This window comes from Nostoc sp. (assembly GCF_036917775.1).
Taxonomy (GTDB): domain Bacteria; phylum Cyanobacteriota; class Cyanobacteriia; order Cyanobacteriales; family Nostocaceae; genus Nostoc.
In genome coordinates this window covers 1-18,031 of the sequence record NZ_JBALEQ010000074.1, presented here as the reverse complement: position 1 = coordinate 18,031, position 18,031 = coordinate 1, and the positions used below count along the sequence as shown (strand labels likewise).

At 39.1% G+C, this 18,031-nt stretch carries 10 protein-coding genes and 3 pseudogenes; 1 reads left to right on the top strand and 12 read right to left on the bottom strand.

Translation table 11 applies throughout. From position 1 onward, the window contains the following. Window positions 1-92: 92 nt before the first annotated feature. The 3 genes from V7K69_RS13290 to V7K69_RS13280 form a co-directional block, all read right to left on the bottom strand. Entirely contained in the window at window positions 93-296 is a 204-nt protein-coding gene (locus tag V7K69_RS13290; RefSeq protein ID WP_335034995.1) for a hypothetical protein, read from the bottom strand. A 404-nt stretch (window positions 297-700) separates the two neighbouring features. Further along, window positions 701-2,149, bottom strand: a complete 1,449-nt coding sequence (locus V7K69_RS13285; RefSeq protein WP_335034993.1) for an AAA-like domain-containing protein — start codon at window positions 2,147-2,149, stop codon at window positions 701-703. A 653-nt stretch (window positions 2,150-2,802) separates the two neighbouring features. Next, entirely contained in the window at window positions 2,803-3,204 is a 402-nt protein-coding gene (locus V7K69_RS13280; RefSeq protein WP_335034991.1) for a hypothetical protein, read from the bottom strand. Window positions 3,205-4,739: 1,535 nt separating this feature from the next. Here V7K69_RS13280 and V7K69_RS13275 point away from each other — a divergent pair. Next, window positions 4,740-7,565 (top strand): zinc-dependent metalloprotease, encoded by a 2,826-nt coding sequence (locus V7K69_RS13275; protein WP_335034990.1) that lies wholly within the window; start codon window positions 4,740-4,742, stop codon window positions 7,563-7,565. A gap of 84 nt (window positions 7,566-7,649) precedes the next feature. Here V7K69_RS13275 and V7K69_RS13270 read toward each other — a convergent pair whose 3' ends face one another. The 9 genes and pseudogenes from V7K69_RS13270 to asnB all read right to left on the bottom strand — a co-directional run bounded on the left by V7K69_RS13270 (window position 7,650) and on the right by asnB (window position 17,873). Beyond that, the gene (locus V7K69_RS13270) at window positions 7,650-8,537 is read right to left on the bottom strand and encodes an alpha/beta fold hydrolase (protein ID WP_335034988.1); all 888 of its coding nucleotides are present in this window, start codon (window positions 8,535-8,537) and stop codon (window positions 7,650-7,652) included. 159 nt (window positions 8,538-8,696) lie between these two features. Then, window positions 8,697-9,200 (bottom strand): HugZ family pyridoxamine 5'-phosphate oxidase, encoded by a 504-nt coding sequence (locus V7K69_RS13265; RefSeq protein WP_335034986.1) that lies wholly within the window; start codon window positions 9,198-9,200, stop codon window positions 8,697-8,699. Between the two features lie 433 nt (window positions 9,201-9,633). After that, a pseudogene (locus V7K69_RS13255) lies at window positions 9,634-9,798 on the bottom strand (condensation domain-containing protein); the annotation flags it as partial. Between the two features lie 33 nt (window positions 9,799-9,831). Beyond that, window positions 9,832-11,143, bottom strand: a pseudogene (locus V7K69_RS13250) (IS701 family transposase). Between the two features lie 64 nt (window positions 11,144-11,207). After that, a pseudogene (locus V7K69_RS13245) lies at window positions 11,208-11,516 on the bottom strand (condensation domain-containing protein); the annotation flags it as partial. Between the two features lie 493 nt (window positions 11,517-12,009). Then, window positions 12,010-13,743, bottom strand: coding sequence for a carbamoyltransferase family protein (locus tag V7K69_RS13240; RefSeq protein ID WP_335034984.1), 1,734 nt, complete (start codon window positions 13,741-13,743; stop codon window positions 12,010-12,012). Window positions 13,744-13,771: 28 nt separating this feature from the next. Then, window positions 13,772-14,539, bottom strand: a complete 768-nt coding sequence (locus V7K69_RS13235) for a glycosyltransferase family 2 protein (RefSeq protein ID WP_335034982.1) — start codon at window positions 14,537-14,539, stop codon at window positions 13,772-13,774. A 131-nt stretch (window positions 14,540-14,670) separates the two neighbouring features. Continuing rightward, window positions 14,671-15,864, bottom strand: coding sequence for a glycosyltransferase (locus V7K69_RS13230; RefSeq protein WP_335034980.1), 1,194 nt, complete (start codon window positions 15,862-15,864; stop codon window positions 14,671-14,673). A gap of 200 nt (window positions 15,865-16,064) precedes the next feature. Next, a complete protein-coding gene (gene asnB / locus V7K69_RS13225; protein WP_335034978.1) occupies window positions 16,065-17,873 on the bottom strand; it encodes an asparagine synthase (glutamine-hydrolyzing) in 1,809 nt (602 codons plus the stop codon). Window positions 17,874-18,031 lie beyond the last annotated feature (158 nt).

Genomic DNA, 18,031 nt, shown 5'->3' with positions numbered 1-18,031 from the left:
TTCAATTCTTGCCAAAGGACTTGTCATATTCTTTCCACATAATTGCTACTGCAATTTTTTATTATCTCATGCTATTTATATTAAGGATAAGTCTATTGTATTTGTACTATTCGCTGCTGCCTTTTCTCTACCAAAACCTGACCAATAGATCCCCCAGTACCCAACCCAAACATTCCTGTAGCAATCATGTACATTGCATTTTTGCCAAAAAATTGCACTCCTAAATACCCGATAGATATGGCCACTAATGTGCCAGTGAGACTTACAACAATTACTTGTGCTTGATTCCGTTTCATAATTAAAATGCCATTCCCTGATAGAAGTTATGATTTGAATGATTTTGCTATTACGTAATCGCGCCACCTCTCACTTGGCAAATCATCTATCGAAAATTCAGTCTATATGTTCAAGAACAAGAACAATAATTTAGTATTTGGGAGCCAGTAGATTATTACTTCTTTTTCAAAATGTCTTCCAATAATGGCTCTTTATTTATCGAGGATTATCAACTTTATTGGTCAGCTAGTTAATTATTCTAAAATCTTTTCCAGTCGACATCATTTCAAAATGTAGATAGTTCTTGGTATTGCTAATTCAAGATAAAAAAAGCTCACGCTCCAGATAAATCTGAGCAAAGGAAAACTCCGCCCATAATTTCGGTAAGCATCGAAGCGTGAGAGAAAATGTACCTGATACTTTTTCAAGCACGTTTTTGCAATGATTTATAGTCAAATTCAGCAACACCTAGTTGTTTTTTAAAGTAAGCGCGGTAGAGTTGGCAACGCGGTAGGATGCTATCGCCTTCATAAGTGATTAATCCCAAGCTTTCGAGTTTATGAGCATCAATGGGATTCAAAGAAACGTTTTGCTTTGAGCTAACAACTTCAATATATGCTTTTACCAAACTGGAATTTTCTTGCAGAATTGCCCAGTGTCGCCATAAATGATAACGGTAGATACCGCCGTTAGCGATCGCCTCATGTATTACTTCCTCTAAGGTGATTCCTTGACAGCATATATAATACAGAGCAATCCGAATTAGTGCTGGATGTCCCCCCACCAGAGACATCAGTTGCGTAACCTCGTTCTGAGAAGTCCAGTCTAGCCCATGCCGTTGGGCCAAATACTCTACTTGATGCTTTGTAAATTCTGGCAGACGGATCGGTAGTCCAATATTAAATGGGGAACGGTTGATATCTAGAGAGACGTAAACTTCTGTAGAATAAACCACTACTAGCCTAAGCTTCTGCAAGTTAGCATCTTGTCGTGCTTCTTCATACCAAGAGCGTAATAAACCAAAGAACTCCTGAGCAATTTGAGGATATTCAAAAAAGTGGTCAACCTCATTTAACACTAAAACCACTGGGCTTTTACTCTGCTTCAGTAAGTAGGATTGTAAGTATAAACTACAACTTAACTTACAGCCTATTTCTTCATCCCAGTTTTCATCTAGCTTGGGGTCTATGCCTAATTCTGTTGCAATTTGCCAGCAAAAAGAACGCAAAAACTTGTTTAAGTCTGTCAGACAGGTTGTATCCATTTGCTTGCAATTCAGGTTCACAGGGCGACAACCTTGCATCTGGGCAAAAGCCAATAGCCGTAGCACAAGAGAAGTTTTTCCCATCTCTCTTGGCGCTCGAATTCGGATCACACAGCCTGGTTGAATTATTTCTCGATAAACTAGTTCTTCAATGGGAGGACGTTCAACATAGAAAGGGGAATCTAGAGCTACGGGGCCATCTGGGTATGACCAAAGATTTTCGAGTTGGTTATGGTTCTTAGTAACAAATGATTCTAAGGACAATGGCGGAGATAATTTCTTTTCTCCTGTATCTAAACTCAACAATCGAGTTGGAGAGACTTCAGTATTATTCGGTTCACTCAAAATTGTGTAGTCTTCCCTGTGTAATTCTAGGTTAAAGGCGGTAAAGCACAATTTTAAGGTTTTTTGATCCACGCCTGTATTCAACGACCATAATCGGTTCAGGGTTTTGGTTGAAACATTCATGCGATCGCCTAAATCTTCTAGAGTGAAGTGATTGCCATTGTTTTGAACCTTTTCCATAGCCAGAATCGCCGCTTGTAAGCGCTTAAGTCCAGTGATCGTTAGGACAATTCCTCGCTTTCGGGTACTCTTAGATTGCTTCATATCGCTAATTATCTATCTGTTCTTTTCTTTACTGCCTTAGCTATCTCCTCATTGTTTCATGTTTTAAAACAGTTATTCAACAGTTACTTACCCGTTATTAAATCTTTCAATATTTGGTAAATAAATATACTTGATTGTTTTATATGATTCAAGTATGTAGGTATAAACAAACATAACTTTTTTTCTTCCACTACGGTAAGCTGCTGATGCTTACGCATCAAGTGTTTTTTACTACTTGCAAATAATAAATGACTTGCCTTAAGAGTTCACTTTATTTATGCAAACTGCCTACATATTACTTAAAGTTATTTCATGTCTGGCATTACTCTGGATTTTGGGGAAAAGGGAAAAGGGAAAGAAAAAACCTTTAACCCAAACCCGATTCCGAGTTAAAAATGCACAAAGCGAGGAGTGTTGCTACTTCACCTACGCTTCTCAAAATTAGCAATTTTTTTAGATTTAACACGCAGTAGGGGCGTACAGCTAGCTGCACGCCCCTACTAAAGACCTATATTTTATGCACCTGAAAAACGCTACAATCTTTTACCAGTAAGCTTAAAGGCGTTATCCAAGTATTAGAATTCGTTATTTAAGGGCATTAGAGGAATTTAAAAGTGCCTAAAGTTACAGTGAAACACTTTTAAAAAAACCTCTTAGCGTCGAACTTGGTTAGAGATATTTTTGCCTGTCTGTGCTGCACTGTTCCCTACATCATTAGCAGTTTCTTTAGCGCCCTTTAGGTATCCACCTCCAAACTCTTTAAAGGCTTCTCCTGACTGTTGCCCAATCTTTTGAAGTCGTTCACCAGGAGAATCTTCGGTTTCACGAGCATCCTTAAACCACTGCCTTACTGTTTTTGGTCTTTCAGCATCATTTTGCTCTACCTGTTGGCGGACTCTCTCCTTTAAGCCTTTATCATTCTGCCCCTGCTCATAATTTACATTCGTCGTCAGCACTAGAAAACCAACTAGGACAACAGCCAAAAAACGTGTTACCTGAAGTCCTTTAAGCATGGAACTGATGTTACCAATCTTTCTAGAAATCAAATTTATCATGCCAATTTACTTGTTTTTTTGAGTACAAATAAACATTAACTATAAAAGGGTAATTATCCTTCTAGCAAAAGGCATAAATCGGTTATAAAAAAGAAATGCTTTTTAAACCTTACGGAGGAGGTGGTTTGTTGAGAAATAGATATTTGTATTCATTTATGTGCAAGAGCAGCGAGCAATACTGCCTTTAGCTAGAGAGTTTACATCATAAGCGATAGATAGCCACTGCTGAACCAATTAAATTGTTATTACAAATAGGATAAAGGGCTAAATTTCAGTATTAGTAAGAAAAAGTGTAGGTTGGGTTAATCAAAGTGCAATCTAACAAAACCCCAGAAATCTTGGGTTTACTTCCTCAACGAAATCTAAGCAGCTTAAGGGTTTTGACACTAACTAAATCGTATCGTATGACAAATAGGATAAAGGGCTACACCTAATTATTAGCAAGTTTTGTCAATCTAATTAGGAAAATAATGATGCTAAAAAACTCTCATGAATCCAACAATTATAACTGACAAAAGCTCAGTAAATTTTGTTGATATTGCTATTCTCAAATCCGATTATTTTGGTACTTGTTTTTATCCAAGCTTACCTCAAAATTGCAATCAGTAGTGGAATATTATTTGAACCAATTAAGCCAATATTCTCAAGGCTACTTTGGAGGATAATATGCCAATTATTTGCTTAAAGTTCAGCCCGTAACTAGAAGACATTACCAAACTAATCTATTTACTCTGCGATATTTAGTCACCCACGATATTTTTCATAAATTGCTTGATTTTGACACTACTTATCCAGGAGAAATTGGTGTACTTCCTTTCGCTGCTATACAGAATTACAGCAAATCATTCCAAATCAGTTTGTGATTGGCTAGACTGCTCTATCCCATCCTGGCTCCCCAACAAATCAAAGAAATGTTCCTCAATCTGGTGAAAGGGCCTGAAATCAATACTTTTCGGATAAACCCAATCATCGCTCTTTTGGTCTGGGGAAAGGTAAATTCAAACCCTTTCCCCGTTAACCGAAAACTATGGGGCGTGAACTAGGTAACAAAGCTGATTTTTTTGTTGGGCTACCGCTTTGAAGCCGATTGAAAAGAAAGAATTGACCACTCTAGTAAACAGTTAGGATAACCATAAATTTCCCTAATTCATCTAAAAAAAGTATTTAGCTGTTTAATAACAGCTTTTTTAGAGGTTTTACTCTTTGTTTATAAATCTTGCTTAAGATTCCTTCGGCTGCCAAATGTAGCACTAAATACATTTTTAATGCTACATTTGGTTTTTAATACAGATAGAGCCGAAAAAAACATATATCTTTAGTTATAAAAGTTATCTATCTAAAGATATAAATAATTGATGGAAATTCCTAAAAAGCTAACAACAACAATCAATAGTCACAGGACTTTTAGGTTAGAGATATTGTCTAACCGAGTGGATTTATACCCTAATCCCTAGATATTTGAAGGGCTTACAGAGGACAAATTAATCCACATTTTTTCCTCAATACGAGAACTGCTTCAGCTGGAAAGCCAAAGGATGAAATACTGGATCAGGAAATTAGCAATCTTTATAGTATTACTGTATAACTTGTTCTTCTGTAGTGATTATGCAGGAGCAAATCAACTTTCAAATATTGATGTACAGCAAGTAAATGTACTGCCAGTAGTTGAAAAATTAGCAAGTACTGATAACGATATTACTAAGAGTAGAAAGGAAAAATTTTGCCGATTTAATGAGGTTGTCAAAGGGATAAATAAAGTAGAGGGACTTTTCACACTTTATTGCACTAATAATTCGGGAAAAATTTACTTAGAAATTAAACCAGAACAGCTGAATAAAAACTATCTAGCTATAGTGACATTAGAATCGGGCGTTGGAGAAAGTGGAATTTATAGTGGATTACCTCTTTCTGATTTTATCTTTTACTTCCAACGAGTAAACAATAGATTACACTTTGTGTTGCGAAATGTGAAATTTCGTGCAGAAAGTAGACCGGAACAGCGATCGCTTGCTCGTTCATTTAGCGACTCTGTTCTTTATTCACTCGAAATAGCCAATATCGATCCACAGAATGAAAATATTCTGATCGATCTGAATGAACTGCTAATGCAGGATTTACCTGGATTAACTACTATTTTGAAATACTCTTTGCAAGCTGATTACCACTTAGATGTACACAAGTCATATTTTGGTGATGTTAACAGCTTCTCAGAAAATATAGAGATTGATTCTATTTACGGTTTTTCATCCTTAGAAGGAGCAAATTTAGTTACCGTACCTGATAGTAGGGCACTTACTCTCAAGGTACACTACAGTTTTTCTCAACTTAGAGAAAATAATGATTATATTCCCCGGCTTGCTGATGACAGAGTGGGATATTTTATTACTGCTTTTCAAGATTTATCTAATAAGAATCCTCATGAATCATTTGTACGTTACATCAATCGTTGGCATCTAGAGCCATCCGATCCGAATGCTCCCTTATCTCCACCTAAAAAGCCAATTGTGTATTGGATTGAAAATGCTGTGCCACTAGAGTACCGCGATGCGATTCGTGAAGGTGTTTTGATGTGGAACAAAGCATTTGAAAAAGCTGGATTTCAAAATGCTATTGAAGTACAGCAAATGCCAGATGATGCTGATTGGCAACCCGCAGATGTACATTACAATACTATTCGCTGGTTCAACTCTTTGGATGCAGGTTTTGCTAGAGGGCCAATGCGCGTCAACCCATTCACTGGGGAAATATTGGATGCAGACATTATGGTAGATGCCAATATGGTGCTATCAATTCAGCAAGAATATCACGCATTAATGGAAGTAAATCCATTTTTAGTGGGTAAAAACCCATGTCAAGCCCTTGGGGGAAGCCAAAAGCCAGGAGTTAATAATTCTCTTCTAGCGGACTCTGAGTCTTGCTATGGTATGGAGTCTTCAAATCAAGCCGCGATGGGAGCGCTGGCGTTGTCAATTTTGCCAAATACTACAGCCAGTAGTGAAACGATGAAGGAGTATGTGCATCAATATTTACGTTCTCTCATTGCTCACGAAGTCGGGCATACTCTCGGTTTGCGCCACAACTTTCATGGCAGCACAATGTTAGCACCTGAAGAATTAAATAATACTGAAATCACTCACACTAAAGGCTTAGTGGGTTCAGTGATGGACTATCTACCGGTGAATATAGCACCACAGGGATTACAGCAAGGTGACTATTTTCCAGGAGTTGTTGGGCCTTATGACGAATGGGCAATTGAGTATGGTTATAAAACAAGCCCATCAGCAGCGCTTGAGGGGATAATTCCAGAATTAGAAAAAAGTTTTTTAGAGCAAATTGCACTAGCGTCGCCTCAACCAGAATTATCTTATGCAACTGATGAGGATATCTGGGACATTAATCCTTTGGCGAATCTCTGGGATATGAGTAGTGATGTGCTACTTTATTCGCAGTGGCAAATGGATAATGCCCGCGTTATGTGGCAGCGCCTTGATAAGGGTTATCTATCAAAAGGAGAAAGCTATAGTAACCTGCGCGTCTCATTCAATAGAGTGCTTAAATATTATTTTCGGAACGCCACCTTACTTTCCAAATATATTGGTGGACAATCGTTTCTGCGTCTCCATACTAGTGATAATGCTTCTTGGACATTTGTACCTGTTTCACTTTTAAAACAACGCCAGGCATTGACAAAATTACAAGAGTATGTATTTGCCGAGAATGCTTTCAGTTTTTCACCACAATTGCTCAATAAACTAGCACCATCACGCTGGGAACATTGGGGTAGTTCTGTACCTAACAACCGCCTTGATTATCCAATTCACGAAAGTATTTTGAAGTTCCAAAGTGCGGTGCTGCGATCGCTATTAGACAGCGATCGCCTCAATCGTTTACAAGATATAGAATTAAAAACTCTGCCTGGGGAAGCACTTTCGATCCCGGAACTATTTGATACCCTGCAAACAGGCATCTGGACAGAAGTTTTAACCCCAGGAGAACTAAAACCAATTTCTAGCATCCGTCGTTCATTGCAACGAGAATATCTGAATATTTTGCTAGAAATGATGTTGGGTACTACTAATACACCTGAAGATGGCCGGACATTGGCTTGGTATGAATTGCGCCAACTGCAAAAAGCTATTGATGTCAGGCTCAAACAACTTAGCGAACAGAGGGTTGGCGGGGTTCCCTCCCTTGAAGCGACTGGCGTTAACACAGCTTTATCGACATTTGCCTTAGCGTCTTTGCAGGAGAAGAAGCGTTACCCGGAGGGTGAAAGCCTTGACCTTTACACCCTAGCGCACTTAGAAGCTTCTGGCGATCGCATCACCAAAGCATTAAATGCACATTTACTCTCTAAGTAGTCATTTGTCATTTGTCATTTGTCATTTGTTATTTGTCTCCCTCATCCCCCTCGTCTTCCCCAATCTCCAATCCCCAGTCCTCAGTTACCGAAGATATTGTTGCAATAGACCAATGACAACTTCTGGTATTTCTAAATGAGGTAATATTCCTGCATCTGCGATCGCATAAAAATTTTGAATTGCCCTTTGATTTAAATTTGCCAAGCGTTGTCCTAGTTTGATATTGGTAAATTGTGCCTTCTCTCCCCAAAACATCACAGTGGGAATTGTCAGTTGCTGAATATATAAACTTAGATCAAAGTAAAGATCGCCCCGTAAAAATGCCAAGGCGGAAAATTTAGCATTAGGTTGTTGTGCAGAGGTTAAATAAGCATCCACTATTTCTTGAGATACTCGTTCTGACTTAGCAAACAAAAAACTTTGTAAAAAATTTCGGACTGCAATTTCATTTTCAGCACCAAGCATATAAATAAAATTGTCCAACAGAGGCGTATTGATTACCGAAAGCGGAAGTCTGCGTCCAGCACCCTGCCCAAAATCATCAAATCCAGATGGGGAGACCAAAAACAGCGCTTTGAATAAATTGGGTTGAACAATAGCTAGGCGGATAGCAAAAGCGGCTGTTAGAGAAGAGGCTACCACCGTCACTGGCTGGCGACAAGTTTCGATGATAAACTCTGCGATCGTGCTGAGATAATCCCTAATTTTATAATCCCGGACTGGATGAGCCGATTCTCCCCAGCCGATTAAATCGGGAGCTAAAATGTGGTAACTAGAGGCAAAAGCTGGGTAAACTTTAGACCATTCATACGCAGATGCCCCACCACCAAAGTTATGGAGAAACAGTAGTGGAGGTAAATCTTCAGTATCAGCGAACGCCCAAGGTGTATTCGTTTGGGTATAGTAAACCATTGCCCCCAAGGATGTATGGATAAGTTTATGTCCAAAGCCAGGAGGTTGAAACTGAAGCATAAAATTAAAAAGTATAGTTTAATTACACTTTACCCGAAGGCAAAATTAAGAGGTATAAATTCAAGCTTACCGATAAATATCAGAGTAAGTAAAAATTTTCTGTCCTAAGCTATTTCATATTTAATTTGTATACAGTCAAACTAATTCATAATTCATTTCTTACTTTTGATTACTATCTGCTGTGATCTGAACAAGTTGATGGAGGTTATCGCCACTAATATGATAGGCTGCCCCAAAACCAACTACAAAACGCCCTTCACTAGGAGTTAGCTGAAAAATCCGAAAGTCAGATAAACCCCGCAAAACCTCGATAATTTCACCAAATCGCCCTTGCAATTGCTCAACAATTTGATTCCACTTGTCAGTTTCACGCTCTATCAAAGTTGCTGTACAATCAAAACTCAAACGACGACGGGCAAAAATTAGATTACTCTTGGCTTCATCCTCGATAAATAAGACACTTATATGAGGATTGGTATAGATATTTTTGGTATGAGTTGAAAGACCACTGACATAAATATAGATATTTTTGGAATTATCTATTACAAAGGGAGCATAACTAGCATTGGGTATTGCTTGTGTGTTCACAGTGCTAATGATTACACTCTCAAATTCTTCAGTAAACTTTTCATACTCAGCTTGAATCTTTTCAAGTTGACTCATAAATAAATCACCGTTTAATTAGTAACAATTAATTATTGTAACGTTATTGAGCGATGTCTACGATGGTCTACTGTCTAGAGTTCGAGTGAATCGGGAGCATCCCGTTTTGGCAGATAGCCCTACGCTAAGGCGCACGCTACGCGAAGAGAAGTGAAGTCAGGGGCTATACAAACTTTCGTCTTTTAAAGTTTTACGCTCTCTTCGTTTAAGGAAGATATACTCTAAACGGTTAAAAATTGGACTTTTTGAAAAGTCTGAAAATTCAGAGACAACAAGCTATCTAGCTTTTCCTGTTTGTCAGTATTAGCGGTGTTAATACAGTTAGATATTGCTGCCTTAAAATCAGCAAAGTTAGCATAGTATTTAGACTATAAACATTCATTTCTAATAATTTCAAGCTATTAACAAAAAGAGCCAAAGTGGAGCCAAACCTCTACTTATAGCCATCGGCAACTATGTGATGCAGATCTAGCAGCAGCAGATATTCTGCTTCATCCAGTTGCAATAGCTTTACTCGCAGCAATGGCCCAGTGCTGAGATTAAAAGGATGTTGAGCCTCTTGGGTTACGATTTGCTGCACTTGTGTGTCGCGTTCTGATCTGTCGAAATTGCGTAGCCCTCTTTTGTCACTTTAAGCAGAGGAAAAATGAAAATCAAGGTTGAACAGGAATGTAAAAATTGGAGAAGTGAGGTTATAAACAATCGATTGGAGTTTAGTAAAACCACTCAACAATTGAGGAATAGGAAAAACTGTTAACCAAGGATATATTAAGTTAAACAAAGTAAAAGGTTGAATTATTAAGCGAAGATTGTTTAGAATGTTCTTCCAACCCTTTCCATCATCCCACCTTTGATGTGAAGCAAATTTTGATTCTGGTTGTGGTGAAGATGAACGCAGAGTTTCTGAATGTAAGCTAACCATCAAGTAGCTACTACAAACAATCTCCCACCAGCGTTCAATATCTGGATAATGAGTCAAACGATAATCAGCCCAACCCAATTCATTTTTACTTTGCTTTAAGCCATATTCAACCCAAGTTCTTAATCCATAAAAATTACCGACTTCCCTTGGTGTAATGTCGGGATAATTACTCATCACATACCAAGTAGAGTTTCCTGGCAATTTTTCAATGTCTGTTGTGATCTGCCAATATCTGTGTTCTCCACGTTTTCCGTGAATTATCTCTCTAATAAATCTTTTTTCACTATTAAGGTCAGAAAACACCATGAATGAATTTTTGCCAATCTAAATATTGAGTACACTGCTTTGGAAGTATCTCCACATAATGATTTGAACGAATCGCAACTATGTAATTGAGATTCATTTCATCTAACACAGATATAAAATTAGTACCACTCTCACCATATAAACTATCTGCCAATACCAAATTGAATTTAAAGCCCATTGACTTGAGCATTTTCATCAACTTGGCTGCTATTTGTGGTTTGGTTAAATACTTATCTTCTGGCTTCAATGTTTCACGAGGCTTGTATACTTCAAATAGTAATGGAAAAGTCATTCCGCAGAACACACCATACGCTGTTACTACAACAATTCCATTCTCAATTTTTCCTAAATTTCCTATATACTGCCTTTTGACATAATCTGTTGACGAGCCTTTTTTCCTATCTCCAGTTTCATCAATAATTAAAATGATTGGTCTACCTTTGATTACTTCTAAAATTAGTTCTAAACGTAAAGCTCTTAACTTTTCTATATCCCAAGGCGATTTAGTTAAAAAATGATGTAAGCCCTGCTGGTTATCCAACCCTACGATTTTTGCTATTTCTGGTAAGGTTTTCCGTTTTAATTCAGAAATACACCCCACATGTAGGTACTTAAATGCTTCAAAGCTCCTAACATCTGAAAATAGCTTTTTATACCACTGACAATATTCGTCTACGAATTTGACTGTTGGCGCAGCTGGTCGAGACTCAAACATTATCCCTGTAATGCTTTCATCGTTTTTACCCAATTATTCTCTCATAATAGTGACATAAGAGGGGTAGGTTTATTAAGGGAAGAGGTATGGTTAAGCTAGGTGCAATCGCCTGTACTGGTTGCTGCTCTACCATAACAAACCTAGTACGTAACGTTTCGTGGCGATGTACAATTTCGTTGAATTTCTGCTTTAAAGCGGTGAAGTTGAGGGAACCTGTCAAGTGAAGTGCTGTTGACACGTTGTAAAATGGATTCCCTGGTGCTAACTGGTCGAGAAACCACAATCGCTGCTGGGCGAAAGAAGTGGGAAAAACGAAAACCTCTGCTTCCCCAGAAAAATTAAGTTCTTCATCATCTGTGAGACCACTGTAAATATTATTGGCTCATAAGTGAATGGCAAACAGTTGTGGTGGAATTTGTGGAAACTTTTTCTCAGCCCATCTTGTTGTCAATGCTCCGATAGGAGTTTAGCTTTGAAGAACTAATGGGTCTCGTACCAGTAAATCAGTTATCAGTGATGCCCATTTCAGAAGCAGGGGAGGAGGAAGATTTTGGCAATGAAAATTTCTTAAATGCCCGCTTAAAATAGAGACAGTTCTTCTGACGATACATTTCCCCTCCATCGCATATAAAACTGAGGTGACAAGCCGTGCATAAGCCCAGATTTCTTGCTTGTGAGAGTTTCGTAGGTTGATACCAAACTGCTGAGATAGCTGGCTAGAATTTTACCTTGCCCTGGATACAAACACACAAAACATACCAGCACAGTATGGCTGGGCATTTTGAAAGATTAAGTGATTTAGAATGGAGGCTGTTTGAAGATATTTTCCTCAGTTGGATTAACAAGATTTTATTAGTGGGATAGGTTCATTTAATATCTTTGCGTTCTACATAATATGAACCCAAAACTAGTGCATCCATGTGAGTTCTCAAAAAGCACTGAATGGCTTCTGTAGGCGTCCGAACAATCGGTTCATTTTCGTTGAGGGACGTGTTTAAAACAATGGGAATACCAGTACGTTCAGCAAAAGTATTAATCAAATCCCAATAAAGGGGATTGGTTTGGCGACTGACGCTTTGTAAGCGTCCAGTACCATCAACATGGGTGACAGCTGGAATTTGCTCTCTTTTTTCGGGGCGAATTTTAAAGACTTTTTCCATGAATGGTGCTGGTTCATCAACCTCAAAGAATTCTCCTACCCGTTCTTCTAAAATACTAGGAGCAAAGGGACGGAACTTTTCTCGGAATTTGATTTTCAGGTTGATAATATCGCGCATATCAGCACGACGGGGATCGGCGAGAAGCGATCTGTTACCCAAAGCCCTAGCAGCAAACTCCATTCTCCCTTGGAACCAACCGACTACTTTACCTTCACAAAGGGCGTCAACAACGTGGTGTAGAAGTGCTTCTCGCTCTCGGATTTGAGGTTGCAAATCGTGCGATTGCAATGCTAGCAAGCATTCTTCATCAGTAAACTCCGAACCCCAATAAGCATGATTTAAAACAAAGTTGCGTGGTTGCTTGAGCAGATGATTCCAGATAAAGAAGGCTGCCCCAATTGATGTACCATTGTCAGCAGCACCCACGGGAATATAGATATTCTTAAAGGAAGTATTTTGAGTAATCTTACCATTAGCAACAGAATTCATCGCTACACCACCTGCTAAGCAGAGATTTTCACTCTTGTAGCGATCGCTCAGTCGATTAATTAAATGAAAAATGATCTCTTCCGTCACTGCTTGCACAGAAGCAGCGATATTTTGATGCTTCTGGGTAACTTCTGACTTGGAATTTCGCGCCGGCCCCAATAATTTTTCTAGTTCTGGGCTATGGAAAGGTTCAACAATCGGCGCTCCATTTTCCCACTTCATGGCAATGCCCTGTTCATGGTGAGTGAAGTAATCTAAATTCAACTCAAAACTATCACCTTTAGGATAAATAAGTCGTCGAAACGCTTCTAAATATTCTGGTTCTCCATAAGGTGCCAATCCCATCACCTTATATTCATCTCCATAGGCGGGAAAGCCTAAATAAAGGGTGATGGCATTGTAAAGATAACCGATAGAATGGGGATAATGAGTTCGAGAAAAGTACTCTAGATGGTTCCCTTCACCCCCAGCAGCCAGGGTACTTACAAAGTCTCCCATGCCGTCAATAGACAAGATCGCTGCTTTTTCAAAAGGGGAAATAAAGAAAGCACTGGCTAGGTGAGTTGTGTGGTGTTCTAGGTTATGGATTGTAGCCCGAATATCTTCAGATGTAGAATAACAAGCTTCTGCTAACTCTTGCTTAAGACTTGTAGATTTAGTTTGTTTGTTAAACCGATCTAAAAGTGATGATAAAGAAGGGCGTTGTTGGAGAGTAAATAAAAGTTTGCGATTTAGGTTAGCTTTGGGGTTAAAGGATACCGCCACATGATCCAAATCCGCTGCACTAATGCCACCAACTTTCAGGCAATAGCGAATAGATTCTGCGGGAAATCCAGCCCAATGTTTAACTCGATTAAACCGCTCTTCTTCAACTGCGGCAATTAGTTGACCATCTTGGACCAGAGAAGCGGAAGCATCACCGTGGTAAGCATTAATTCCGAGAATATTCATAAGATCAAGTTTCGGTATGTTTTAACAGTTAATTTGAAAGTTTTTCGGCTTCTATCAGATGAATTGATAGTAAAATTTCTGCTAGTACACGTTGAAATGCATAGTACCAACCATGCCAGCCGTCTAGAATACCGCCCTTCAGGATCAGACAGTAAATTAAGATGATTAAGGGAGCGAGGATTTTTTGTTTCCGGATGCGATCGCCTAAGCTTAGTTCATTTTGTGGAGTTTCTAATATTTTTTTAGCTTCAATCACCATATAGCGCTCTTGTGCCCACAACCAGCGACTTAGGGGTTTGCGATCGTCATGATAGATGTAGCCAGATAGCACATCTGATTTACCTTTAAGCTCTAAGAGTTGGGTATGTCCATCATCAAGATAAATGGATTTGTCTTTCCTAAAAAGAACCTGCCGAGGAGGTAGTGTAGTCCCTCGCAGGGGTTTGCCGAAGATACAATATTTGAATCTGGCAAAGAAGCCATCTATTTGTAAATCTTGAGGTAATTCTTTAATTTCAGTAATTAGCTCATCTGAAATGATGTAGTCTGCGTCTAGAGAGAGTACCCACTCAGAGGTTATTTGTTGTAAACCATAATTCCATTGTGCTGTATGGTTGTCAAATTTGCGTTTGAATAGTTCAACTTGCGGACAGGATACTACAATTTCTAGGGTTTCATCGGTACTGTAGCTGTCAACAACAACAATACGCTTTGCCCAAGTGAGATGCTGGAGGGTGCGTTGAATATTAGGTGCTTCGTTATAGGTGAGGATCAGCGGAGTTACATTTTCAAGCATTGTCCTTAAACTACTGTTAAATAAATGAAATCAGAATTCAGAATGCAGAATTCAGAATGTAATATTTGCTCCTATATCAACAAAGGTATCATTCTCGGATCGTAGACCAGCAATACTTAAGATAACTATTCCTAAGTAAAAGCAGGAAGGGAGTCAAATTTCAGAATGGATCGATAAATTGCCAGCAAATCTGAAGATATTTTTTCCCAAGTATATTTTTCTATAATTATTTGTCGGGCACGATCGCCCATATCTTTACCGGCTTGAGGATGGCTCAAATAGCGATCAACGGCTTCGGCGATCGCCAATACATCCAATTCAGAAACGTAACCCAGTTCATATTGTTGAACAATAGCAGCTAAAGCTACGCCAGGAGTAACCAAGACGGGAATACCCACAGCTAAAGCTTCTAAAACGGCGACTCCAAAATTTTCCGAGTGGGATGTGAGGACAAATAAATCCGACCCTTGCATAAATAAGTTTTTTGTCTCTCCGGTAAGAAATCCAGTTAGATAGGTGCGATCACGAATACCAGTTGCAACCAGAAGAGACTCTATTTCCGCTTCGTATTCTTTGGCACCACTACCTGCTAAGACAAAGGTGAAACGATAATCGGTGAGTTTCCCCAAGGCTCTGATGAGGTAGTCTAGCCCTTTTTTGGGATGCAAACGAGACAAAAATAAAACTATCGGTTCATCTGCTGGTAGATTGAGGTATTGGCGGAGGAGATGACGGGCGTCAGTCAGAGGTTCAGGAATCGAGAGTCCATGAGGTAAGACAAAACTAGGAACGCCCAAAGCTAAATGAGCAACTTCCTTTTGTTCTTGTCCAGAGGTGAGGTGCAGCGCTTGTGCGTGGTTGAGGTTAGCCCGTTCGATCAAGTTGAGATAAATCTGTTTTTTGCGGGCGCTTTGCTGGAGTGACCATTCACACAGTTGTCCTAAAGGACGAACAATATAGGGAATGCCTTGAAAACGAGCGATCGCCATCGCCACCGTCGAAGTATAAGAAAAAATAGCGTGGATGTGTAGCAAGTCGTAGTTAGCAGCATTTTGCCACAACCACGAAGTTAGCTGACTAGAAAAGGCAAATTCTCTAATGGAGTTAACTTCAGGAGAAAAACGTGAGAAAAACCAAATTGGTACTTCCTCATACTCTATACGCTGGTTTAAGGGCACATCGAGTAAATCATTGCCATTATCATTAGTAGTGGCAATTTCCGCTGTCACACCTTGATTTTGCAGTGCTTTAACTGTTTCTAGGATTGCCTGACTGGGACCACCTCGCACTGATGCTACTGAAGGAATAATATGCAGGACTTTCATGTTTATCCAAAACTTTTGTGTTTTGAAATAGGAGTCTACCAAGCTAATGATGATTGTTATATCACTCTCTAGAAAGAAAAAAGACAAACTTTGCAGATAACCAGCTAATAACTATCTAATTTACTTGCTATAAATCCTTTGCCGATCTAGAAAATTTCAGCCAGCGAGTTTTATTCATTTCATCAATGGTACTTCACTATTCATGCTGTAACTTCCTGCCACCAATGCTGGAGAATTGCCAAACTCCAACGACGATACCATAATTTCAGGTTAATATCTTTAGCAAGTTCATGAACTGGAAAGTAATCGCTCCACTCTTGCTCGATCCATTCTTGAAACGGAAAAAAGAATCCGCGCTTGGGACGATTCAGTAACCAACTCGGTAACTCAGGAATTGCCTCAATTAATAACTGTTTACCTGGTGCCAGACGCATTGAGCTAGGAATAGAAGCGATCGCCTCTAGTAAAGCTTGATCAACTAAGGGGACTCGCAATTCTAATCCCCATGCCATACTCATCACATCGCTGTCCCGCAACAACTGATTACGCATATAACAACTCAGTTCTAGTAGGCTGACTTCATCTTCTAAAGAAGGAAGATTTTTTGGTAGCTTCCTATCCGGAAAAATCTTCCTCTCCCAAATCGGGAAAGAAGCATCTTTTAAATAGTGCTGAGTAATTTTCACAGCTTCTGTTTGGGAAAAAATACCCCGAAAACTACGGTAAGCTGCTGCTGTTGTTGCTTTTTGCTGTAAAAAGTCTCCTAAGCGCTTAATTCGTGGTGATGTGCCTGAAGCTGCTAATCCTCTGCCGATAACAGTGCTGATGGGTTGAATTTTCTGGAGTTGCTGACCCCAGCGAACCATATTTGGCACTTGTTGAAATGTTTTATAGCCACCGAATAGCTCATCTCCGCCTAATCCAGATAAAACTACTTTAGTCCCATCTTGGTGGGCAATTTGGGAGACACAAAAAGTATTGAAGCCATCAATACTAGGTTGATCGATACTTGCTAAAAATTGCGGTAATAAGTCTCGTCCTAAAGATGCAGTTACTTTATATTCTGTATGTTCAGTGTCAAATTCTTGAGCAACTTTTTGAGCAAGTTCTCCTTCATTCCATTTATTTTCTTCAAAACCAATGGAATAGGTACGTAAATTACCTTTTTGAGTTTGACGCGCTAAGGCAACAATTGAGCTTGAGTCTATGCCACCACTTAAAAATATTCCTACTGGTACATCACTAATAAAGTGATGTTTTGTAGAGTCAATCAGAGCATGACGAACTTTTTCCTTAGCTTCTGTGAGAGAAATTGTTTCAGAACCAAAGTTCATTTGCCAATATTGCTGTTGGATGAGATTACCTGCTTGCCAACGTAACCAATGACCAGCTTCTAAACATTGAATCCCGGCAATTAAGGTGTGAGGTTCTGGTACTGTTCCACTGACAAGATAGCCATATAAACCCTCTGGACTTAAGGCAATACTAGGTAATTTCGATGCGAGAATTGCTCTAATTTCTGAAGCGAATATTAAAGTCGATCCAGATTGCCAATAGTATAAAGGTTTAATTCCTAAAGCATCGCGGGCAATAAAGCAGGTTTGTTCTTGGTTATCCCAAATCGCAAAGGCAAACATCCCCCGTAATTTGTTGACACATTCTGCCCCTTGCTGCTGATAAAGTTTGAGAATAACTTCAGTATCAGTTTGGGAATAAAACTTCTCTCCTTGGGCTTTGAGAGTACTTCGCAGTTCCCGAAAGTTGTAAATTTCCCCATTAAAGGTAATCCAATAGCGTCCGTCAGGTGTAGACATCGGTTGATGTCCGGCTGCACTGAGGTCAAGAATGGAAAGGCGAGTATGAGCAAAACCAACTTCTCTATCTGGGGAAATATAAATTCCTTGGTCATCAGGACCGCGATGCTGGAGAGCAATTTGCATTCTCAGCATCAAGGTTTCTAAGCTGTTTTTTATTTCAGTTTTCGTTAAAATTCCAGCAATACCACACATAAAGATAATTTAATCATTAAGAGGTTTTCGTAGATAAATTCAATCTAAACAGTATCAGGAAAATATAGGACTTACGCATTGACAAAAAACATCATCTATGGAGTCTAGATAATGCCATGACTGCTAAGGTTTGCAAAAATATGCTCACGTACAACTAA